22 protein-coding genes and 1 pseudogene are annotated in these 20739 nt (G+C 65.8%); 13 read left to right on the top strand and 10 right to left on the bottom strand.

Features of this window, described 5'->3' with window-relative positions; genetic code table 11:
• Both A9W96_RS10300 and A9W96_RS10295 read right to left on the bottom strand, forming a co-directional pair.
• A partial coding sequence (locus A9W96_RS10300; RefSeq protein WP_067139472.1) for an RND family transporter occupies positions 1 to 2837 on the bottom strand: 2837 nt, incomplete at its 3' end.
• On the bottom strand, positions 2834 to 3265 hold the full coding sequence (locus A9W96_RS10295; RefSeq protein ID WP_067139469.1) for an MmpS family transport accessory protein: 432 nt from the start codon (positions 3263 to 3265) through the stop codon (positions 2834 to 2836). The genes A9W96_RS10300 and A9W96_RS10295, both read right to left, overlap by 4 nt.
• 330 nt (positions 3266 to 3595) lie before the next feature.
• Between A9W96_RS10295 and A9W96_RS10285 the strand changes: the two genes are divergently transcribed.
• Positions 3596 to 3838: a hypothetical protein gene (locus A9W96_RS10285; RefSeq protein WP_156765190.1), complete on the top strand. Its 243-nt coding sequence runs from the start codon at positions 3596 to 3598 to the stop codon at positions 3836 to 3838.
• 71 nt (positions 3839 to 3909) lie between these two features.
• On the opposite strand, the gene A9W96_RS10280 is transcribed toward A9W96_RS10285, so the two are convergent.
• Entirely contained in the window at positions 3910 to 4704 is a 795-nt protein-coding gene (locus A9W96_RS10280; protein ID WP_067139458.1) for a hypothetical protein, read from the bottom strand.
• A 119-nt stretch (positions 4705 to 4823) separates the two neighbouring features.
• Between A9W96_RS10280 and A9W96_RS10275 the strand changes: the two genes are divergently transcribed.
• From A9W96_RS10275 to A9W96_RS10240, 9 genes are all read left to right on the top strand, one after another.
• On the top strand, positions 4824 to 5840 hold the full coding sequence (locus A9W96_RS10275; RefSeq protein WP_066859593.1) for a Ppx/GppA phosphatase family protein: 1017 nt from the start codon (positions 4824 to 4826) through the stop codon (positions 5838 to 5840).
• On the top strand, positions 5837 to 6823 hold the full coding sequence (locus tag A9W96_RS10270; protein ID WP_067139456.1) for a hypothetical protein: 987 nt from the start codon (positions 5837 to 5839) through the stop codon (positions 6821 to 6823). The genes A9W96_RS10275 and A9W96_RS10270 overlap by 4 nt, the downstream gene beginning before the upstream one ends.
• A gap of 15 nt (positions 6824 to 6838) precedes the next feature.
• On the top strand, positions 6839 to 7681 hold the full coding sequence (locus A9W96_RS10265) for a sugar phosphate isomerase/epimerase (RefSeq protein WP_066881501.1): 843 nt from the start codon (positions 6839 to 6841) through the stop codon (positions 7679 to 7681).
• A gap of 24 nt (positions 7682 to 7705) precedes the next feature.
• Positions 7706 to 8542: a thioesterase family protein gene (locus A9W96_RS10260; protein ID WP_067139453.1), complete on the top strand. Its 837-nt coding sequence runs from the start codon at positions 7706 to 7708 to the stop codon at positions 8540 to 8542.
• Between the two features lie 27 nt (positions 8543 to 8569).
• Complete coding sequence (gene proC / locus A9W96_RS10255; protein ID WP_197498066.1) at positions 8570 to 9445, top strand: pyrroline-5-carboxylate reductase; 876 nt, start codon at positions 8570 to 8572, stop codon at positions 9443 to 9445.
• A 138-nt stretch (positions 9446 to 9583) separates the two neighbouring features.
• On the top strand, positions 9584 to 9841 hold the full coding sequence (locus tag A9W96_RS10250; RefSeq protein WP_040629292.1) for a cell division/environmental response transcriptional regulator: 258 nt from the start codon (positions 9584 to 9586) through the stop codon (positions 9839 to 9841).
• A 145-nt stretch (positions 9842 to 9986) separates the two neighbouring features.
• Positions 9987 to 10088, top strand: a complete 102-nt coding sequence (locus A9W96_RS30350) for a 30S ribosomal protein bS22 (RefSeq protein ID WP_003402602.1) — start codon at positions 9987 to 9989, stop codon at positions 10086 to 10088.
• Positions 10089 to 10139: 51 nt separating this feature from the next.
• Positions 10140 to 11267, top strand: a complete 1128-nt coding sequence (locus tag A9W96_RS10245; protein WP_066859608.1) for an SDR family oxidoreductase — start codon at positions 10140 to 10142, stop codon at positions 11265 to 11267.
• Positions 11249 to 12337: a lysophospholipid acyltransferase family protein gene (locus tag A9W96_RS10240; RefSeq protein WP_197499477.1), complete on the top strand. Its 1089-nt coding sequence runs from the start codon at positions 11249 to 11251 to the stop codon at positions 12335 to 12337. Before A9W96_RS10245 ends, A9W96_RS10240 begins: the two co-directional genes overlap by 19 nt.
• A gap of 60 nt (positions 12338 to 12397) precedes the next feature.
• Here the strand turns inward: A9W96_RS10240 and A9W96_RS10235 are convergent, their stop codons facing one another.
• The 7 genes from A9W96_RS10235 to A9W96_RS10205 form a co-directional block, all read right to left on the bottom strand.
• Positions 12398 to 13327 (bottom strand): cyclopropane mycolic acid synthase family methyltransferase, encoded by a 930-nt coding sequence (locus tag A9W96_RS10235; protein WP_066859614.1) that lies wholly within the window; start codon positions 13325 to 13327, stop codon positions 12398 to 12400.
• Positions 13328 to 13849, bottom strand: a complete 522-nt coding sequence (locus A9W96_RS10230; RefSeq protein ID WP_066859616.1) for a MaoC family dehydratase N-terminal domain-containing protein — start codon at positions 13847 to 13849, stop codon at positions 13328 to 13330.
• A gap of 42 nt (positions 13850 to 13891) precedes the next feature.
• A complete protein-coding gene (locus tag A9W96_RS10225) occupies positions 13892 to 14800 on the bottom strand; it encodes an HAD family phosphatase (RefSeq protein WP_067020833.1) in 909 nt (302 codons plus the stop codon).
• Between the two features lie 132 nt (positions 14801 to 14932).
• Positions 14933 to 15601: a hypothetical protein gene (locus tag A9W96_RS32590; RefSeq protein ID WP_231997864.1), complete on the bottom strand. Its 669-nt coding sequence runs from the start codon at positions 15599 to 15601 to the stop codon at positions 14933 to 14935.
• 31 nt (positions 15602 to 15632) lie between these two features.
• Complete coding sequence (locus A9W96_RS10215) at positions 15633 to 18158, bottom strand: TNT domain-containing protein (protein ID WP_067139450.1); 2526 nt, start codon at positions 18156 to 18158, stop codon at positions 15633 to 15635.
• Between the two features lie 4 nt (positions 18159 to 18162).
• Positions 18163 to 18453, bottom strand: coding sequence for a WXG100 family type VII secretion target (locus tag A9W96_RS10210; protein WP_067020827.1), 291 nt, complete (start codon positions 18451 to 18453; stop codon positions 18163 to 18165).
• Positions 18446 to 18754, bottom strand: coding sequence for a WXG100 family type VII secretion target (locus tag A9W96_RS10205; RefSeq protein WP_067139447.1), 309 nt, complete (start codon positions 18752 to 18754; stop codon positions 18446 to 18448). The genes A9W96_RS10210 and A9W96_RS10205 overlap by 8 nt, the downstream gene beginning before the upstream one ends.
• 59 nt (positions 18755 to 18813) lie before the next feature.
• On the opposite strand from A9W96_RS10205, the gene A9W96_RS10200 reads away from it, so the two are divergent.
• The 3 genes and pseudogenes from A9W96_RS10200 to A9W96_RS30340 all read left to right on the top strand — a co-directional run.
• Complete coding sequence (locus A9W96_RS10200) at positions 18814 to 19083, top strand: glutaredoxin family protein (RefSeq protein WP_067139466.1); 270 nt, start codon at positions 18814 to 18816, stop codon at positions 19081 to 19083.
• 125 nt (positions 19084 to 19208) lie between these two features.
• Positions 19209 to 20579, top strand: a complete 1371-nt coding sequence (locus A9W96_RS10195; RefSeq protein ID WP_067139444.1) for a glutamyl-tRNA reductase — start codon at positions 19209 to 19211, stop codon at positions 20577 to 20579.
• Between the two features lie 13 nt (positions 20580 to 20592).
• Positions 20593 to 20739 (top strand): annotated as a pseudogene (locus A9W96_RS30340) (hydroxymethylbilane synthase); the annotation flags it as partial.

Here is a 20739-nt window from a genome sequence, read left to right as displayed (position 1 = left end):
TCGTCGGAATGCTGCCCGGGACGGGTCCTGTTCACGATTTTGAAGGTGTTCAGCGGCCACCAGAACCAGCGGCCGAGTGCCGCGGCGATCGATGGGGTCATGAACGCACGCACGATCAGCGTGTCGACGATCAGGCCGATGCCGATGGTCATACCGAGTTGGCCGATGACGCGCAGGTCGCTGACGATCATCGACATCATGGTGAACGCGAACACCATCCCGGCCGCGGTGACGACGCGTCCGGTCGCTCCCATGCCGCGGATTATGCCGGTATGGAGTCCTGCGTGGATCTCCTCTTTGAGGCGCGAGACCACGAGCAGGTTGTAGTCCGAGCCGACCGCCAGCAGGATCACTATGGACAGCGGGATCACGATCCATTGCACGCCCAAGCCCAGGATGTCCTGCCACAGCAGCACGGACAGCCCGCATGCAGTGCCCAGCGATGCGGCCACGGTACCGACGATCACCAGTGCTGCCACCAGACTGCGGGTGATCACCAACATGATCGCGAAGATCAGGATCATCGACGCGATGACAGCGATCATCAGGTCGGTCTTGACGCTGTCCTGCATGTCGGAATACATCGACGCCGTGCCGGCAAGCGAAACCTTCGCATTGGACAACGGGGTGTTCTTGACGGCGTCCGCGACGACACCTTTGAGGTCCCGGACGTGTGCGATGCCTTCGGTGGAGGCGGGGTCGCCCTGGTGGGTGATGATGTAGCGGACAGCTTTACCGTCGGGCGAGACGAACATCTTGAGGCCACGGTTGAAGTCAGGGTTGTGGAACACATCCGGTGGCAGGTAGAAGAAGTCGTCGTTCTTGGCCTGGTCGAAGTACAGCCCGATCTCGGTCGCGCCTTTGGCCAGTTCCTGTTGCTGAGCCTGGGTGCCGGCCATGGTGCTGTGGGTCGCGATCATGAAGTCGCGCATTTTTGCCATCGAGCTGATGGTGTTTTGCAGCACCGGCAACATCTGCGGCAGCAAATGATCCAAACGGTCCAAATCGGTGGTGAGGCCTTCTATTTGGTCGGCGAGTGCATCGATCCCATCCAGTGTGTCGAAGATGGACCGCAGTGACCAGCAGATGGGGATGTCATAGCAGTGCTTTTCCCAATAGAAGTAGCTGCGCAGCGGACGGAAGAAATCCTCGAAATTGGCGATGTCATCCCGCAATTCATTGGTGGTGGCCATCATCTCGTGCGTGCGGCCGACCATGCTGTGCGTGGTTTCGGTCATCTCCTTGGTCAGGGTGTACATGCGTTCCATGTTGGCGATCGTCCTGCTCATCTCGTCCGCCTGCTCGAGCATCTGAGCCGAGTTGTCATTGTTGAACTTGGCGGACTGCAAGGTGCCGGCGTTTTGCGCACCGAGCATGAATGGGATCGAACTGTGCTCGATCGGCGAACCCAGTGGGCGCGTGATGGTCTGCACCCGATCGATGCCCCGCATGTGTGCCACGTTCTTGGCGACCCGGTCGATGACGAGCATGTCCGCGGGGTCGCGCAGATCGTGGTCGGCCTGCAGCATCAACAATTCCGGGTTCATCCGAGCCTGGGAGAAGTGCCGGTCCGCGACGCCCATCGCGAGGTTGGCCGGCATGTTGGCGGGAGTGAACTTTTGGTCGTTGTACTGCGGCACATAGGTCAGCAGGCTGATGAAACCGATGACAGCGACCATGGTGGTCACAAAGATGATCGGTATCGGCCACCGCACGACAGCGGTGCCCACCTTGCGCCAGCCCCGTGCCGAGAGATCACGTTTGGCGTCGAGCAACCCAAATTTGGACCCCACCGTGAGAATCGCCGGCGCCAGCGTCAGCGCCGCGGCGATGATCACCAAGACCGAAATCGCGCACGGCAAACCCATGGTGTTGAAGTACGGCAGCGTGGTGAAGCTCAGGCACATGGTGGCGCCGGCAATCGTCAAGCCGGAACCCAGAATGACATGCGAGACACCATGATAGGACACATAGAACGCCTCTTCGCGATCTAGGCCCTTCGATCTTTCCTCTTGATATCGGCCCAACAGGAAGATCACATAATCCGTTCCGGCGGCCAGGGCCAGCATGGTCACCATGCTCACCGCGTACGGGGTCAAGCCGATGATTTTCAGATAACCCGCTGTGGCGGTAACCCCTTGCGCGGCAAACAGTTCCAGGCCGATGATGACCATGGACACCAGCATCGTCACGACCGAGCGGTAAATGGCGAGCAGCATCACGATGATGACGGCGACCGACACCAACTCCATCGTCGCCATGCTTTGATGCCCGGCGACGCTGGTATCGGCGTTGAGAACGCTGTTGCCGGCGACGTGGGCCTTGATGCCCGGCGGCGCCGGCACCGAAGCGACGATCTGACGAACAGCGGCCACGGACTCATGGCTCTCACTGGTGCCCTGCGAGCCGTTGAGGAAGATCTGCACGTAGGCGGACTTGCCGTCCACGCTCTGCGAGCCCGCCGCGGTCAGCGGATCACTCCAGAAATCCTGCACGTTCTGCACATGCTGGTGATCGGCCTTCAACTTGGCGACGATCTCGTCGTAGAACTTGTGCGCGGAATCGCCGAGCTTGTCCTTTCCCTCGAGCACGACCATCGCCGAAGAATCCGAGTCGTACTGCTGAAAGACCTTGCCGATATTCAACATCGCTTTATAGGACGGCGCATTGGTCGGACTCATCGGCACCGACCGGCTCGCCGCGACCTCATCGAGGGAGGGGACCAGCATGCCCAGGCCAATCGCCACGAGCACCCAGAACACGATGATCGGCAGCGAGAAGATCCGGACCATCCGTCCCAAGAACGGGCGATGGGGCTTCGATTCCTGGGTGCTCATACGGATTTCACCAAGCAGTAGATGAACGGTTTAACCAAATCGGTGCTCCTCCGGTCGTCGCGCACGTCGCCGTCGACCGTGACCCGGCATCGAAGGCCACTGACGTTGCGGTCACCCTGAGCCATGATGTTGGCCGACATCGACGGCAGCGTCGTCACGATCGTGAATGACCAAGGCAGCGGCGTGTTTTCGACGAGATGGGGCTGACCGTTCTCATCGAGGTAGTTGAGGTTCGCGGTGCCCCCGGAACCGGTGATTTCGTACGTGATGTGCTTCGGGTTGAAGTTCGCGGTAATCCCAGACCCCTCCGCTGACTTCGGCGCTCGCGGTCCTCCGAACCCGTGAATACGCAGGATGGCATAAGCGCCGAGCGCGACCACGACCACCAGAAGCAACGGGATCCAGAAGCGCTTCACCAGCCGGTACACCACTGCATGCCCCCTAACCCCTTCGCTCGTTCATTCAAGACACATGGCAGTCAGTAGCCACGTCGTCCGCCGTGACGGAACCCGAGTTCCCTGACGGGACCGTAAAAACTTACCTCATAACCCGGCGGACTCCCTGCCAACGCGGGGGCGGCGGCATAACCGACGCCGGCCCCGGCTGCCTCAAACGGGGCGGCGAGAACGCCGAAGTTGCCCAACCACTCACCCCGCGCGATGTCGTGGAAAGACGCTGTAGCTGCGGTAACCGCCGCCATCGCCGCGTGCGCAAGAATCCGGCCGATGCTGTGATTCAGCTCACCGGCGGTGTAGGTTGTGATCAAACCCATGGATGGGGGCAGTCAAATGGTCCGAAGGCAGAACCGTGCGGCGATCGCCGGGCCGTCTCCCGCCGCAGGGACGCTCATCACCGCTCACCGGCTGTGGGTAGGCCTGCTATTGATGCTCTTCATCGCGGGAGTCACCTCCACTTTTGTGGCCGCAGCGCTCGGGCAGGTGCTCGTGGCCATGATCATCGGCCTCATTACCGGCGCGTTCTTCGCAGGCATGGCCAGCTGATAGACAAGGCGTTTGTTACCGGCGCCGACCGCAGTCCACGACTTACCGGCGACGATCCTGAAAACGCGCGGCTACTCGGCGATGCGAGTGGCCGGGTGCACCGCGATGAGCCCTAACTTGCTGCGCCGCTTGCACATTGCCGCCAGCTCCGAGTAGGCCTTGGCGCCCAGCAGCTCGGTGAGCTCGTCAGCGAGGCTTTCCCACACCTGCTTGGCGCCGACGTGGGCGGCCGGGTCGCCGGTGCAGTACCAGTGCAGGTCGGCGCCACCGGAACCCCAACCGCGGCGGTCGTATTCGGTGACCCACGTCTTGAGGATCTCGGTACCGTCCGGCCGGGTCACCCACTCCTGGCTGCGACGGATCGGCAGCTGCCAGCAGACGTCGGGCTTCATGGTCAGCGGCGGCACGCCCAGCTTGAGGGCCTTGCTGTGCAGCGCGCAGCCGACGCCGCCCGGAAAACCCGGCCGGTTCAAGAAGATGCAGGCGTCTTTGTGCTTGCGGGTGCGGTACTGCGGTTGGCCGTCGTGCTCGTCGAGCTCCAGATAACCCTTGCGGCCCAAGCCTTTTTCGCGGAACTGCCAGTCGGCGTCGGTCAGCTTCTGCACCGCGTCGTCCAGGCGGGCGCGGTCGTCGTCGTCGGACAGGAACGCCCCGTGCGAGCAGCACCCGTCGTCCGAGCGGCCCTCCACCGTGCCGCGGCAGGCCGGAGTGCCGAACACACACGTCCACCGGGAGAGCAGCCAGGTCAGGTCCGCCGCGATCAGGTGTTCGGGGTTGTCGGGGTCGTAGAACTCCACCCATTCGCGGGCGAAATCCAGCTCGACCTCTTGTCCGGGTGCGGGGTGCGAATTCGCCACGCAGTCCACGTTAGACCACGATTCGGGCCATCCGAGTCGCTGACACTCGGACCCCGTATGGCCGTGATCACGGCGGGTTAGCCGGGTCGCGCAAAGCACCGCTGCTGCGGCTTCGTTAGTTTGTTTACGTGCGATTGGGCGTTCTCGACGTGGGCAGCAACACGGTGCATCTGCTGGTGGTCGATGCCCACCGCGGCGGTCACCCGACGCCGATGAGTTCGACGAAAGCCACGCTGCGCCTGGCCGAGGCGACGGACAGCGCCGGCAAGATCACCAAACGTGGTGCCGAGAAGCTGATCTCGACGATCGACGAGTTCGCCAAGATCGCCGACAGTTCGGGCTGCGCGGAGCTGATGGCCTTCGCCACGTCCGCGGTCCGCGACGCCGGCAACTCCGACGACGTGCTGAGCCGGGTGCGCAAGGAGACCGGCGTGGAACTGCGGGTGCTGACCGGCGTGGACGAGTCGCGGCTGACCTTCCTGGCGGTGCGCCGGTGGTACGGGTGGAGCGCGGGCCGCATCATCAACCTCGACATCGGCGGCGGCTCGCTGGAGATGTCCAGCGGCGTGGACGAGGAGCCCGAGGTCGCCTTGTCGCTGCCGCTGGGCGCCGGGCGGCTGACCCGCGAGTGGCTGCCCGACGACCCGCCCGGCCGGCGCCGGGTGGCGATGCTGCGGGACTGGCTCGATGCCGAGCTCGCCGAGGCCAGCGTGAACATCCTCGAGGCGGGTAGTCCCGACCTGACGGTGGCGACATCGAAGACCTTTCGGTCGCTGGCACGACTCACCGGCGCGGCGCCCTCGGGCGCCGGACCGCGGGTCAAGAGGACGCTCACAGCAAACGGCCTCAGGCAACTCATATCTTTCATCTCTAGGATGACGACCGCTGACCGGGCGGAACTGGAAGGAGTGAGCGCCGAGCGGGCACCGCAGATCGTTGCGGGCGCGCTGGTGGCGGAGGCAAGCATGCGAGCGCTGTCGATCGAATCGGTGGATATTTGCCCGTGGGCATTACGGGAAGGTCTCATCTTGCGCAAACTCGACAGCGAAGCCGACGGATCGGCCCTCATGGAGCCTTCGGTGCGTAATGCTGGAGGTCAGGTAGTTGATCGGAATCAGCACCGATCGAGAGGCGACAAACCATGACCGGACCGCACTCCGAAACCGAGAACCCGGGCACTCGGCCGATCTCGGTGGCCGAATTGCTGGCCAGAAACGGAACCATCGGTGCCCCGGCGGTCACCCGGCGCCGCCGCCGCCGGCGCGGCGACAGCGACTCAGTGACCGTCGCAGAACTGACCGGCGAAATCCCGGTGGTGCGCGATGATGAAGAAGCCGACCACGGCGCCACCGACTCGATCGGGGTTGCCGAGCCGGATCCGGCCGAACCCGCTACCCAGGACGTCGCCGCCGAGCCGGTGACCGAAGACGAACCCAAAACCCCTTACTGGTCGGAGCCCGAGCCACGCTGGCCCAAGTCACCGCCGCAGCCCAAGCGGGCGCCGGGACCCGAGCGCAGCGAATATCCACGGCCGTTGCCCGACGCCGACCGACCCGGCTCGTCCCGCTCGTCCGTTAATGGCACCGGGCAGCCGGGGCAGGCCTCCGGGGCCGAGGGCATGAGCCCCGACCCCATGGACCACTACGCCGACGTCCCGGTGGACGTCATGGACTCCGAAGTGCGCGAGGCCGAGCCGGCGCTGGAGGACTCCGCGTACGTGCGCTCGTTCTTGCGGTCCGGGGATGCCGAGCTGGACGAGGACGCCGAGGGATCAGTGGGCGCCGGGGTGCTGGGCGAGGAGCACCTCGATGACGACGGGCACGCGGACGCGGACCTGGATGCCCACCCGGAGCACGGCAGATTCGACACGCTGTGGCGCGGCGGCGTGGTCGTGCTGCAGTCGATGCTCGCCGTGGCGTTCGGCGGCGGGTTGTTCGTGGCCTTCGATCAGCTGTGGCGGTGGAACAGCCTGGTCGCGCTGGTGCTATCGGTGCTGGTCATCCTGGGCTTGGTGGCCGGGGTGCGGGTGGTGCGCAAGACCGAGGACATCGCCAGCACGTTGATCGCGGTCGCGGTGGGTGCGCTGATCACCCTGGGACCCTTGGCGCTGTCGTTGCAATCGGGTTAGCGGCAACCGTAAACAGTGCGCCCAGCCATCAAAGTCGGCCTTTCCACGGCTTCGGTGTACCCGTTGCGGGCCGAGGCCGCCTTCGAATACGCGGCCCGGCTCGGCTACGACGGCGTCGAGCTGATGGTGTGGGCCGAGTCGGTCAGCCAGGACGTCGCCGCCGTCGAGAAGCTGTCGCGGCGCTACCGCGTCCCGGTGCTGTCCGTGCACGCGCCGTGCCTGCTGATCTCGCAGCGGGTGTGGGGCGCCAACCCGGTGCCCAAACTGGATCGCAGCGTGCGCGCCGCCGAACAACTGGGTGCGCAGACCGTGGTCGTGCACCCGCCGTTTCGCTGGCAGCGGCGCTATGCCGAGGGTTTCTCCGAGCAGGTGGCGTCGCTGGAAGCATCCAGCGACGTGCTGGTCGCGGTGGAGAACATGTTCCCGTTCCGAGCGGACCGGTTCTTCGGGGCCGGCCAGTCGCTCGAACGGATGCGCAAACGCGGCGGCGGCCCCGGCCCGGCGATTTCGGCGTTCTCGCCCTCCTACGACCCGCTCGACGGCAACCACGCGCACTACACGCTGGATCTGTCCCACACCGCGACCGCGGGCACCGACTCGCTGGACATGGCCCAGCGGATGGGTAGCGGCCTGGTCCACCTGCACCTGTGCGACGGCAACGGCCTGCCCGCCGACGAGCACCTGGTCCCCGGGCGCGGCACTCAACCCACCGCCGAGGTGTGCCAGATGCTGGCCGGCAGCCAATTCGCCGGGCACGTCATCCTGGAAGTGTCGACGTCCAGCGCGCGGTCCGCCAACGAGCGCGAGGCCATGCTCGCCGAATCGCTGCAGTTTGCCCGCACGCACCTGCTGCGCTGACCAAGCCAGGAGAACCCAGACACCATGAGTGCGCTATTCACCACCGCGATGACGTTGCGGGAGGTCGGTTCCGGCGTCTTCGAGGGCGAACTCGACAAGCGCTGGACCATCGGCCCCAAGGTGCACGGCGGCGCGATGCTGGCGCTGTGCGCCAACGCCGCCCGCACCGCCTGCCAGTCGGACGGCCGCGAACCGGCTCAGCAGCCGGTCGCGGTGTCGGCGAGCTATCTGTGGGCGCCGGATCCCGGGCAGGTGCAGTTGGTGACGTCGGTACGCAAGCGGGGCCGGCGGATCAGCGTCGTCGACATCGAGCTGAACCAGGGCGACCGCACCGCGGTGCACGCCGTGGTCAACCTCGGCGAGCCCGAGCATTATCCGGCTTCCGGTGCGGCCAGGCCGCTGCTGTCGGCCCACCCGGTGGCCGACCTGATGGCGCCCGAACCGCCGGACGACATCGAGCCGATCGGCCCCGGGCATCCGCTGGCCGGCCTCGTGCACCTGGGGGAGGGGTGCGACGTGCGGCCGGTGCTGTCGACCATGCAGCCCCGCACCGACGGGCGTCCGCCGGTGATCCAGATGTGGGCGCGCCCCCGCGGGGTGGCCCCGGACGCGCTGTTTGCGCTCATGTGCGGTGATCTGTCGGCGCCGGTGACGTTCGCGGTGGACCGCACTGGCTGGGCGCCCACGATCCAGCTGACGGCGTTTCTGCGCGGCCTGCCGGCCGACGGCTGGCTGCGCATCATCGCGACCTGCACCGAGATCGGGCACGACTGGTTCGACGAGGACCACACCGTCGTCGACAGCCTGGGCCGCCTCGTGGTGCAGGCCCGCCAGCTGGCATTGGTCCCTGCCGCTCGCTAGTGCGCGGGGTCTGCGATGCTGTCCGGCATGGCAAGAATCGCGATCATCGGTGGCGGCAGCATCGGGGAGGCACTGCTGTCGGGTCTGCTGCGGGCGGGCCGGCAGGTCAAGGACCTGGTGGTGGTCGAGCGGGTTCCCGAGCGGGCCAAGTACCTGGCGGACACGTATTCGGTGCTGATCAGCTCGGTGCCCGACGCGGTCGAGAACGCGTCATTCGTCGTGGTCGCGGTCAAGCCCGCCGACGTGGAGTCGGTGATGGCCGAGATCGCCCGCGCGGCCGGCGCCGCCGAAAGCGACACCGCCGAGCAAGTGTTCGTCACCGTCGCGGCCGGGATCACCATCACCTATTTCGAGTCGAAGCTTCCCGCCGGGACGCCGGTGGTGCGGGCCATGCCTAACGCGGCGGCCCTGGTCGGCGCCGGGGTCACGGCCCTGGCCAAGGGGAGGTTCGTCACCGCGCCCCAACTCGAGGGCGTCTCGGCCCTGTTCGACTCGGTCGGCGGGGTGCTGAGCGTCCCGGAGGGCCAGATGGACGCCGTCACCGCGCTGTCGGGGTCCGGCCCGGCGTATTTCTTCCTGCTGGTCGAGGCCCTGGTCGACGCCGGCGTCGCGGCGGGTCTGAGCCGCGAAGTGGCTGCCGATCTGACCGCCCAGACCATGGCCGGCTCGGCCGCGATGCTGCTGGAACGCATGGACGCCGATCGGCGGCTGGGCGAGGCCGAGGCGCCGGGGCTGCGGGTGGACGCCACCGCAACGCAGCTGCGGGCGACGGTCACGTCGCCCGGCGGCACCACCGCGGCCGCCCTGCGTGAGCTGGAACGAGGGGGCCTGCGAGCGGCGGTCGACGCGGCCGTTCAGGCCGCAAAAATGCGCTCTGAGCAGCTAAGAATTACATCAGAGTAATCCAAGTTTTTTGAACTGATTGTCCCCCACCAGTACCAGTAACCCCATTAGTCCCGCTATTCTCCTCATGTAAGCACGTGTTGGTGCCAGCGGAGGGGAAGCCGCTGGCATGCGCGTGCCTGACACGATTGGGTTGCGATGACGTCTAGTAACGGGCCATCAGCGCGAGATGCTGCAGGTAAGCCACGGGACGCCAGTTCCGTTGACAGCCAGCAGGGCAGGACGCAGTTCCTCACCGTCGCCGAGGTGGCGGCGTTGATGCGGGTCTCCAAGATGACGGTGTACCGGTTGGTGCATAACGGCGAGCTGCCTGCGGTCCGGGTAGGCCGGTCCTTCCGGGTGCACGCCAAGGCCGTCCACGACATGCTCGAGACGTCCTACTTCGACGCCGGCTGACCTGAAACGTGCCGCTTGCGGGCGGCATTCAGGCTCCGCCGTGGCGCGGCGATCGGCCGACACCGGTTTGGTGTTCGGTGCGTTCCGCCGGGTAAAGTGTCCGGGTCCAATCTTTGAAGCAGGTCACGGTCAGATAGCGGAGTTCATGGGTTCAGTAATCAAGAAGCGGCGCAAGCGTATGTCGAAGAAGAAGCACCGCAAGCTGCTGCGTCGCACCCGGGTGCAGCGCAGAAAACTCGGCAAGTAACCCCGTCCGCGGCATAGTGCCGCCATCTCGCCCGGCCGCTAGGCTGTTCGGGTGGATCCGTCGAACGGGGAGAACACCGGGCCGGGCGACACCGCCGGCAACACGGTGCATTACCCCAAAATCGTGCTGGTCACAGGTGCCTGCCGGTTCCTGGGTGGCTACCTGACGGCCCGGCTCGCGCAGAACCCGATGATCAAAGGGGTCATCGCGGTGGACGCGATAGCCCCGAGCAAGGACATGCTGCGCCGGATGGGGCGCGCCGAGTTCGTCCGCGCCGACATTCGAAATCCCTTCATAGCCAAGGTGATTCGTAACGGCGACGTCGACACGGTGGTGCACGCGGCGGCGGCGTCCTACGCGCCGCGATCCGGCGGCACGGCGGCGTTGAAAGAGATCAACGTGATGGGCGCCATGCAGCTGTTCGCGGCCTGCCAGAAGGCGCCCTCGGTGCGCCGGGTGGTGCTCAAGTCGACGTCCGAGGTGTACGGGTCGAGCGCGCACGATCCGGTGATGTTCACCGAGGACAGCACCAGCCGCCGGCCTTTCCGTGACGGTTTCGCCAAGGACAGCCTCGACATCGAGGCCTACGCGCGCGGATTGGGACGGCGCCGGCCCGATATCGCGGTGACGATCCTGCGGTTGGCCAACATGATCGGCCCGGCGATGGACACGACGCTGTCGCGTTATCTGGCCGGGCCTTTGGTGCCAACGATGTTCGGCCGCGACGCGCGATTGCAGCTGCTGCACGAGCAGGACGCGCTGGGTGCGCTGGAGCGCGCGGCGATGGCCGGCAAGGCGGGAACGTTCAACATCGGCGCCGACGGAATCATCATGCTGTCGCAGGCGATCCGGCGGGCCGGCCGGATTCCTTTGCCAGTACCGGGATTCGGCGTTTGGGTATTGGATTCCTTGCGGCGCGCAAATCATTACAACGAGATCAGTCGCGACCAATTTGATTACTTGAGTTATGGCCGCGTCATGGATACCAGCCGAATGCGCTCAGAACTCGGCTTCCAGCCGAAATGGACGACGGCAGAAGCCTTTGACGACTACGTTCGCGGCCGAAGCCTGACTCCCATTATCGACCCGCATCGGGTACGCTCCTGGGAAGGTCGCGCCATATCCCTGGCCCAGCGCTGGGGTAGCCGAAATCCAATTCCGTGGGGTGGGGTCAGGTAGGTATCGTGGCGGGTGAAACCAGAGCGAATGTCATTCCACTGCACACTAATCGGGCTCGGGTAGCGGCGCGTCGGAGAGCCGATCAACGAGCCGAGTCAACTCGCCAACACCCTTCGTTACTTTCGGATCCTAATGGCCGCGCGTCGGCCGAGCAGATCGCCGCGGTGGTTCGCGAAATCGACGAACACCGCCGCGCCGCCGGCGCCTCGTCCGCCGACGCCCCGCTGAATGATCTGGCGCAGCGCGTCGCCGCCGTTGCCGGATTCCTGCGTCAACGAATCACCGGGGACTACAGCGTCGACGAGTTCGGCTTCGATCCGCACTTCAACAGCGCGATCGTGCTGCCGGTGTTGCGGCTGTTCTTCCGGAACTGGTTCCGGGTCGAGGTGAGCGGCATCGAGAACCTGCCGGCCGACGGCGCCGCGCTGGTGGTCGCCAACCACGCCGGCGTGCTGCCGTTCGACGGGTTGATGCTGTCCGTGGCCGTGCACGACGAGCACCCGGCGCATCGCGAGCTGCGCCTGCTTGCCGCCGACATGGTGTTCGACCTGCCCATCGTGGGCGAGGCGGCCCGCAAGGCCGGCCACACCATGGCTTGCACGACGGACGCGCACCGGCTGCTCGCCGCCGGCGAGCTGACCGCCGTCTTCCCGGAGGGCTACAAGGGGCTGGGCAAGCGCTTCGAGGACCGCTACCGGCTGCAGCGGTTCGGCCGCGGCGGGTTCGTCACGGCGGCGCTGCGGACCAAGGCGCCGATCATCCCCTGCTCGATCATCGGGTCCGAGGAGATCTACCCGATGCTCACCGACGTCAAGCTGCTGGCACGACTTTTCGGGCTGCCATATTTCCCGATCACCCCGCTGTTCCCGTTGGCCGGGCCGGTCGGCCTGGTGCCGCTGCCGTCGAAATGGCACATCACGTTCGGTGAACCGATCTACACCGACGACTACGCCGCCTCCGACGCCGACGACCCGATGGTCACCTTCGAGCTGACCGACCAGGTGCGCGAGACCATCCAGCAGACGCTGTACCGGCTGCTCGCCGGGCGTCGCAACATCTTCTTCGGCTGAGCCGCGCAAAAGGAAACGCCACCGCGGAAACCGCGATGGCGTTGACCTTTGAGAAGCCGGCTACTTGACCAGGGTGAACTGGCAGACGTTGGTGTAGCCGTCCCGGAACAGGTCCGAGCAGCCGCGCAAGTACTTCAAGTAGATGTCGTAGGTCTCCTGCCCCTTCAGGGCGATCGCCTCCTCCTTGTGCGCCTCGAGGGCGTCCGCCCAGGCCGTCAGCGTCGGAACGTAGTTCTTGCCGATGAAGTGATGGCGCTCGATCTTGAAACCCGCGTCCGTCGAGTACTTGTCGACCAGGTCGACCTGGGGCAGCTTCCCGCCCGGGTAGATCTCCTTGAGGATGAAACTGATGAATCGCAGCAGGGTCATGTTCACCTGCAACCCCAGCTTCTTGCCCTCCTCGGCGTTGGGCACCACGATGCTGTGCAGCAGCATCCGGCCGTCGTCGGGCAGCAGGTCGTAGTACTTCTTGAAGAAGGTGGCGTAGCGCTCGTACCCGGCGTCACCCGCGCCGTCGGCGAAGTGCTCGAACGCCCCCAGCGACACGATGCGGTCGATCGGCACGTCGCCGGGGAACTCCTCCCAGCCCTGGATCCGGACCTCTTTGCGGCGGGGGCTGTCCATCTTGTCGAACTCGGCCACACAGTGGGCGTACTGGTTCTCGCTCAGCGTCAGTCCGATGACGTTGACGTCGTACTCGGCCACCGCGTGCCGCATCGTCGAACCCCAGCCGCTGCCGATGTCCAGCAGCGTCATGCCGGGCTCGAGGTTGAGCTTGTCCAGGGCAAGCTTGCGCTTGGCGTACTGCGCCTCTTCCAGCGTCTTGGTCAGATTCTGCGGGTCAGGATTCTCGTCGAAGTAGCCACAGCTGTAGGTCATCGACGGGTCCAGCCACAGCTTGAAGAATTCGTTTGACTTGTCGTAGTGGGATCGGACCGCTTCGACCGGCGGTTTGAGTTGCGTGCTTCCCGTTTCCCCCTGAGCAGTCATTTACAACGCCCCTAACTTTCCTGCGGATATGGATGCCACTGCCGCGGCGGTAGCTTCAACGTCCTCCTGGTTTGAGGACTCTCCCAACATCGTGACGACACTCGTGACGATCGGTTTACCATCGGCGTCGGTCACTTCGCTCCGGATCTCCGCAAGCACGGTGCCGTGGGACTCAATCACCGAGTCGAGGTAAGTGTCGAAGTACAGCCTATCGTGAGCCAGGATCGGCCGGTGGAACTTGAACTTCTGGTCGCGGTGAATGACCCGGGCGATGTTGATCGGAATGCTGAACTTGGTGAAGATCTCCAGCTGCACGCGGCGCCCGGCGATCGCGAGGAACGTCAGCGGCGCCACCATGTCGGGGTACCCAGCGTTCGCTGATTCACTCTCGTCGAAGTGCGCGGGGTGGTCATCCTTGATCGCCAGGGCGAACTCACGGATCTTCTCGCGGCCGACCTCGAAGTAGTCCGGCGCGCGGTAATGGCTGCCGATCAGTCCTTCGGCTTCCTTGGGGGTCGTCATGGCGCAATGCCCTCCGTAATTGTGTCTGCGCGGCGCAGCCTATCAGCGTGATTGCCGCCGAGAGGCCAGCGCGGCCAGCGCACCACCGGCTGCGCCCAGCGCCAAAGCCGAAGGCACCCCGATCCGGGCCGCCTTACGGGCGGTGCGGAAGTCGCGGATCTCCCAGCCGCGCTCCCGGGCCAGGGCACGCAGTCGGGCGTCGGGATTGATGGCGACGGCCGTGCCCACCAGCGACAGCATGGGCACGTCGTTGTAGCTGTCCGAGTACGCCGTGCAGCGTTTCAGGTTGAGCCCCTCGCGAATGGCCAGCGACCGCACCGCGTGCGCCTTGCCGGTGCCGTGCAGGATGTCGCCGACCAGCCTGCCGGTGAAGACGCCGTCGACCGATTCCGCGACCGTGCCCAGCGCGCCGGTCAGGCCGAGCCGTCGCGCGATGGTCGCGGCGAGCTCGTAGGGCGTCGCGGTGATCAGCCACACCTGCTGGCCGGCGTCCAGGTGCATCTGGGTGAGCTCGCGGGTGCCGGGCCAGATCTTGTCGGCGATGATCTCGTCGTAGATCTCCTCGCCCAGGGTGACCAGTTGTTCGACCGATCGGCCCTCGATGAAGGCGAGCGCCTTGCGCCGGCCGGCGGCGACATCGTTGCTGTTTTCCGTGCCGAGGATCTGAAACTTGGCCTGCGCGTAGATGAATCCGACGACGTCGCGGTAGGTGAAGTAGTTCCGCGTGGCCAGCCCGCGCCCGAAGTGCACGGCCGATGAGCCCTGCACGAGCGTGTTGTCCACGTCGAAGAAGGCGGCCGCGGTCAGGTCGATCGGCGGCTGAGGGCGATCCTCGGAGGCGGCGGCTTCCTGCATGCCCTCGATCGCGCGGGCGGCGCTGGCGTCCGCGGCCAGCGTTTCCGGGTCAACGTAACCGGTGCGGTCCGGGTTGACCGGGTCAGAGGAAGTCATCGCCAAACCTCCTAGATCGCTGTGGTGCCTGGCGACCCAGCGGGTGCCCGATCCCCAACCCTAACGGGCAGATGGCATGCGGGCGTTGACGTGTCCGCGGGCTGAGTATGAGGTAGGTGGCTCTCACCCTCGCTAGCGCGCGACCTGAGAGGTGATGCTGTCTGGCATATCTTGGGCTAAAGCCGCATTCAGGTCGTCGAGCGATAATGCGAGCACTTCCATATTGATTTGTTCCCCAGGCAAGGCAAAACCGTAGGAATTGAAGTCGTCTCGCCGAACGAATTTCTTCAGATGCTTTTCCGCAAACTCTCTCTTGAGTCCTGGGCTTTCGCGTAATATGAACTCGACAATGTCCTGCTCGGGCGACGCAACCTGTATGCGGGGATTGGGCCCACGGGCCTCCCATTTGACAGATAGTGTTTCTAAGCCCAGCCGATACCGGAGGGAATCGCCAATCTGTAAAATGATGTATTTTCCGGCGTCTTCAAACTGCGAGAACACCGCTTGAATATCTTCGGAGCGCTCTGCGGCTCTCTCGTGTAATAACGAGTGGACAACGCAAAAATGTTCATCTTGGGTAGGACCGATGATCCACGCGCCCCAATAGCCAGATTTGGCCCACGCAGGCCATTTTTTAACTTTGCCCGAATAGTCTGAACGGAAGTACAATCGGCCACCTTCCCAGTCGGGTTCGTCGTATGGCCCGCCACTCCCGGCCAGGTTGGCGACGGTACGCCACCTGTTGTAATTCGCAATCACCTCAGCCTCATTGTCGCGGGCACCTGGGCGATCATCACTCATATCGTCGAGCCTCTCATGACTTGGTCTAGCGCTATTCTAAGGCGAGATAACCGTTTTTAAGAAGAAAGTCGATCATCACAAACTGACCTTTAGCATTGACCACTACCCACTGAGTTCCGCCGCCCGGCCAGCCGAATGCTCCGGCGACTTTCCCGTATCTGACTTCCCAGCCTTCTGGTAATTCCTTACCGGTGCCGTGAAAAACATTGTAGTCGCCGGATGAGCCAGGAGCGAGGCTGCGTTGCGGATAACTGTCACCGACCGCACCCATAAATTCCCCCCGGTTGCCGCTGATCTCCCCAATCCTGTTCATCCTGGTGTCCGTTAGAATGTTGCGAGACGTTTCCCACTTTCCATCCGCGAAGCCGTCGTGCTTCGGCCAATCCCAAGTGTTTTTAATCGGATCCCAGTATTTGTTCAAGATGTCCTGGGCGCTCATTCCTTCGTAAGGGCTGTGCGCGGCTGATTCGGCGAGTTCTCGCGGGCATCCGTGCTCTAGAAGGTCCTTTACAAGCTGCTCGGGTGATTCGGCGAGCGCCAGCTGCGCTTGGTGCCATGGCGGCAAATCCGACGGGGCGGGGATTTCTGGCGGATGTCCGTCGGCGAGGTCGTCGGGAGGTTTGCCGTCGTGAGGTGGGTGCGAACTAGGCGGTTCATGCCCGTCGCCGGGCGGGTGGCCGTCACCGGGCAGGTGCGGACCCCCGCCATGCGGCTCTCCGGGATGGGCCGGGGGTTCACCGCCATGTGGCACATCACCCAAGCCGGGAGGGATCTCGGCAGGGGGTCCACCACCCATCGGAACTGAAGGTGGTGTCGGTAGGTGCGGAGCCGCGGGGGCTGCGGGTACGGATCCGGGTGGAGGGCCGGCGTGCGGAGCCGGCGCAGCCGGAGGTTCGCCGGGAGCAGCCGGCGCGTGGGCGGGAACGGGTTCGGGCGGTTTCGATTGGGGTAGCGGTGTGTCGCCTGGAGGCGCGGCCACCGGGGCTTTACCGCTGGGCTCGCCCGGCGTCGCCGTCGGCTTGGGCGGCTCGGCGGCCGGGGGCTTTTCGACCGGAGGCGGCTTGGATTCGGTAGGGCTGTGCGGCAGCGGACCTTCGGTGGGTCCCGGCGCCGGTTTGCCCGAGGGTGCCGGTTTGCCCTGGGGTGCCGGCGCCGGCTGGCCCGATCCCGGCGGCTTGGGCGCGGCAGGGGCGGGATCCGCGGGAGGCTTGACCGTCGGCGGTTTGAGCTCCGGCGGCTTCTTTAAATCCTTCAGCGCATCTGCAGCACCGCGACCGAGCTTGCCGAGCTTGGAAAGCGGTCCGCCGGGTATCGGCAATGTCAGTACGTCGAAAGCGGTTCGGCCGAGTGCATCGAGAGGGTCAGTGCCCCACTCGTCCCAATGGCTGACTTGTTTGCCCAGCGCTTCCCATGACTCTAGCCAACCGGGGCCACCGTCGGGGCCGAGGCCGGTGAGCGACGCCGCCCCTTGGACCATCCCGCCAAGCTCTTTGCCGTATCCGATCGGATCGAGCACCGCGCGGAACTGGCTGATCGCGAATAGCCCTTTGAGAGTTCCCCAGCCCTCTTTGCCGGCGCCACCAAGAATCTTTCCCAGCCCATGGAGGGCCGCGTTATTCAAGGCGACGAAGTGGTTCCACTCCTTGTCGGCCCAGTGGGCCATATCCTGCGCTGCGGTGGCGGCCGCCGACATGGTGGCCTTGATCTGGTCGGCGAGCGTTTCGGCTTCCTGGGAGAAGTTGTCGACCACCGTTTTGATGTCGTCGGCGATTCTTTTGATCTCGTCTTCGTCTTCGTCAGTGAGAAGGTCCCAAACCTCTTTGATGCCGGTCAGCGGATCGCAGATGCGCGACAACAGGTCCAGGATCGCCGCGTGCGCCTTGTCGATCTTGGCCGCGTAGCTATTGAGCTGCGCCGCGATCGTCTGGCATTGGCCCGCAACGCTGATGGCGGCACGAGAGGCGTCGGTCAACGCCTTGTTGATGGCGGTGCCTTCCGGAATCTGTTGCGCGGCAATGGCGGCCATGGTGCCGCCGCCGGCCGCGAACTCGGTCGTCATGAAGGTGGCACCCGCGGTCGTCCATGCCGCGGCGGCGGCGCGTAGTTTCGCCGAATCGCCCGTGGGCCAGATCATTCCGATATACGGCGCGACCCAACTCCAACCCGTCGGGGCGCTGCTTCCGGCGCCCACCGCCGATGGCGGATGAGACGCCGCGGTCAGCGGCGCCGTCACCGGCGGCGTCGGCAGAGTTGCGGCGTGGCCCGTCACGTCCGACATCGCCTCGGCCAGCGCATAGTTGTGCGCCGACATCCGCACCCCGTCGCCGATGCTGGCCAACCCATTGCGGGTGCTGGTCATCGCCTCGATCACCTTGGCCGCTGCACCGTCGTACGCGCGGCCCAGCGCTACACCCACCGGATCGTCACCGGCCATGCCCGCCGTGTCGGCCAACGCCGTGGTCAACGTCGAGATCACCGAACCCAAGGAGACGCCGGTGGTCACGACCGTGGCACCGGCTCGGTCTAGGGCAGTCGGGTCACACGCCAGCGGCGCCATTTAGTCACGACCACATACCGAGATTCGTCGACATTGCGCCGGTGTAGTTGCCGTGCGCGGCCGTGGCCACCTTCTCCAGTTGGGTCAGCGCCTGGCGCATCATCGCCTCGCCGCGAACCCAGTGCTGATGCGCCTCGGCGTGCGCCGCGGCGGCTTCGCCCGTCCACGCTGCGTGCAAACGCGTTACGCGCGAATCGATTTCGGCGATCATGTCTTCGGCATAGCGTTGGAACGCCGCCATCCGGTGCACCGCATCGGCCAGCGCCTGCGGATCCACCCGAAACGCCTCAGCCACCGCGCACCCCGCGCTCCGCCTGGGCGGATCCGGCCTCGTTGGCCTGATACGCCCCGCCGGCCTGGCCGACCAGGTGCGCCAGCATCGACAGCCCGAGCTCAACCTCGCGGGCGCCGTTGTGCCACAACTCCCACGCGGATCCGTACGCACTGCCGGCCACACCCTGCCAACCGCCCAGCAGCTGGCCCACCTGGTCGTCGAGCTGGGACAGCTGGGCCGAAAGCTGCTCGGCCGCACCACCGAGCGAGGCGGCGGCACCCTGCATCACGACAGGATCGACTCGCAGCGTTTCGTCGGCCATTGTCGGAACATAACGCCTGGTAGATGGCCCCACAAGTCACCGATGCCACACTGGTGCCCATGACTGAGGCGACCGGCCGGCCACGGGTGGAGCTGCTGACCCGCGACGGGTGTGCCATCTGCGAGCGGGTGCACGCCCGGTTGGTCGAATTGGCCGCCGAGCTGGGCTTCGAATTGTCGATGACCGACGTCGACGCGGCCGCCGCTACGGGCGACACCGCGCTGCGTGCCGAGTTCGGCGACCGGCTGCCGGTGATCCTGCTCGACGGCCGCGAACACGGCTACTGGGAGATCGACGAGCCTCGGCTGCGGGCCGATCTCGCCCGCTAACCGACCGGCCGTCGCCCGGTCGGCCGGCGGCGGGCCATTATTTGGTAGCCCAGCTGATAAACGATTACCTTGGACAGCAGTTCATTTACTGGAGGAAGCAAGGGAGCTGGCCAGGTGATGCTGCCGTGAGCGTCTTGCTCTTCGGGGTTTCGCACCGCAGTGCGCCGGTCTCCGTCCTGGAACAACTCAGCATCGACGAGGCCGATCAGGGCAAGATCGTCGACCGGGTGTTGCAGTCGCCGCTGGTGACCGAGGCGATGGTGCTGTCTACCTGCAACCGGGTCGAGGTCTACGCGGTGGTCGACGCGTTCCATGGCGGGTTGGCCGTGATCGGGCAGGTGCTGTCGGAACAGTCCGGCATGTCGATGGCCGACCTCACCAAATACGCGTACGTCCGGTACAGCGAGGCCGCCGTCGAGCACCTGTTCGCGGTCGCCAGCGGCCTGGATTCCGCGGTGATCGGCGAGCAGCAGGTGCTCGGCCAGGTCCGTCGCGCCTACGCCGACGCCGAGACCAATCGCACCGTCGGCCGGGTCCTGCACGAGCTGGCCCAGCGGGCCCTGTCGGTGGGCAAGCGGGTGCACTCCGAAACCGCCATCGACGCCGCCGGCGCCTCGGTGGTGTCGGTCGCCCTGAACATGGCCGAACGCCGGCTGGGCGGGCTGTCCGGTAAGTCGGCGGTCCTGGTCGGCGCCGGAGCGATGGGCGCCCTGGCCGCGGCGCACCTGTCCCGGGCCGGCATCGGGCACATCCATGTACTCAACCGCTCGCTGTCCCGGGCCCAGCGCCTGGTCCGCAAGATTCGCGACACCGGGGTGCCGGCCGACGCCCTGCCGTTGGACCGATTGGCCGACACCCTGGCCGGCGTCGACGTGGTCGTCAGCTGTACCGGAGCGGTGACCCCGGTGGTCTCGCTGGCCGACGTGCACCACGCGCTGGCCGCCGCGCACCGCGACGAAGAGGCGAACCCGCTGGTGATCTGCGACCTGGGCATGCCGCGCGACGTCGACCCGGCAGTGGCCGGCCTGCCCGGCGTCTGGGTTGTCGACGTGGACCGCGTCCAGCACGAGCCCTCGGCCCACGCCGCGGCCGCGGACGTCGACGCCGCCCGCAACATCGTCGCCACCGAAGTTGCTGCCTATCTTGCCGGCCAGCGGATGGCCGAGGTCACGCCGACGGTCACCGCGTTGCGCCAGCGCGCCGCCGACGTGGTCGAAGCGGAGCTGCTGCGCCTCGACAACCGGCTGCCCGGGCTCGAGAGCGCCCAGCGCGAAGAGGTGGCCCGGACCGTGCGGCGGGTGGTGGACAAGCTGCTCCACGCGCCGACCGTGCGGATCAAACAGCTCGCCAGCGCGCCCGGTGGCGACAGCTACGCCGAGGCCCTGCGCGAACTCTTCGAACTCGACCAGACCGCCGTCGATGCCGTGGCCGCGGGCGAATTGCCGGTCATCGCAAGCGGATTCGACGCGGGAACCCCGCAGCAAACCGCCGAGTAGCCGATTGGCGAACGTGATCCGGATAGGCACGCGGGGCAGCCTGTTGGCCACCACCCAGGCCGGAACGGTCCGAGACGCTTTGATCGCGCTGGGACACCCGGCGGAGCTGGTGACCATCACCACCGCCGGGGACCGGTCGTCGGCGCCCATCGAAGACCTC

This window comes from Mycobacterium sp. 1245852.3, assembly GCF_001669335.1.
Classification (GTDB): domain Bacteria; phylum Actinomycetota; class Actinomycetes; order Mycobacteriales; family Mycobacteriaceae; genus Mycobacterium; species Mycobacterium europaeum_A.
Note: the sequence above shows the minus strand (reverse complement) of the source record. Positions and strands in the feature narration are given on the sequence as shown.

Excerpts from the sequence above, each read along its gene's own strand:
- A9W96_RS10270 (WP_067139456.1), top strand. The coding sequence starts at position 5,837 with ATGACCGGACCGCACTCCGAAACCGAGAACCCGGGCACTCGGCCGATC.
- A9W96_RS10260 (WP_067139453.1), top strand. The coding sequence starts at position 7,706 with ATGAGTGCGCTATTCACCACCGCGATGACGTTGCGGGAGGTCGGTTCC.
- proC (WP_197498066.1), top strand. The coding sequence starts at position 8,570 with ATGGCAAGAATCGCGATCATCGGTGGCGGCAGCATCGGGGAGGCACTG.
- A9W96_RS10250 (WP_040629292.1), top strand. The coding sequence starts at position 9,584 with ATGACGTCTAGTAACGGGCCATCAGCGCGAGATGCTGCAGGTAAGCCA.
- A9W96_RS30350 (WP_003402602.1), top strand. The coding sequence starts at position 9,987 with ATGGGTTCAGTAATCAAGAAGCGGCGCAAGCGTATGTCGAAGAAGAAG.
- A9W96_RS10235 (WP_066859614.1), bottom strand. The coding sequence starts at position 13,327 with ATGACTGCTCAGGGGGAAACGGGAAGCACGCAACTCAAACCGCCGGTC.
- A9W96_RS10230 (WP_066859616.1), bottom strand. The coding sequence starts at position 13,849 with ATGACGACCCCCAAGGAAGCCGAAGGACTGATCGGCAGCCATTACCGC.
- A9W96_RS10225 (WP_067020833.1), bottom strand. The coding sequence starts at position 14,800 with ATGACTTCCTCTGACCCGGTCAACCCGGACCGCACCGGTTACGTTGAC.
- A9W96_RS32590 (WP_231997864.1), bottom strand. The coding sequence starts at position 15,601 with ATGAGTGATGATCGCCCAGGTGCCCGCGACAATGAGGCTGAGGTGATT.
- A9W96_RS10215 (WP_067139450.1), bottom strand. The coding sequence starts at position 18,158 with ATGGCGCCGCTGGCGTGTGACCCGACTGCCCTAGACCGAGCCGGTGCC.
- A9W96_RS10205 (WP_067139447.1), bottom strand. The coding sequence starts at position 18,754 with ATGGCCGACGAAACGCTGCGAGTCGATCCTGTCGTGATGCAGGGTGCC.
- A9W96_RS10200 (WP_067139466.1), top strand. The coding sequence starts at position 18,814 with ATGACTGAGGCGACCGGCCGGCCACGGGTGGAGCTGCTGACCCGCGAC.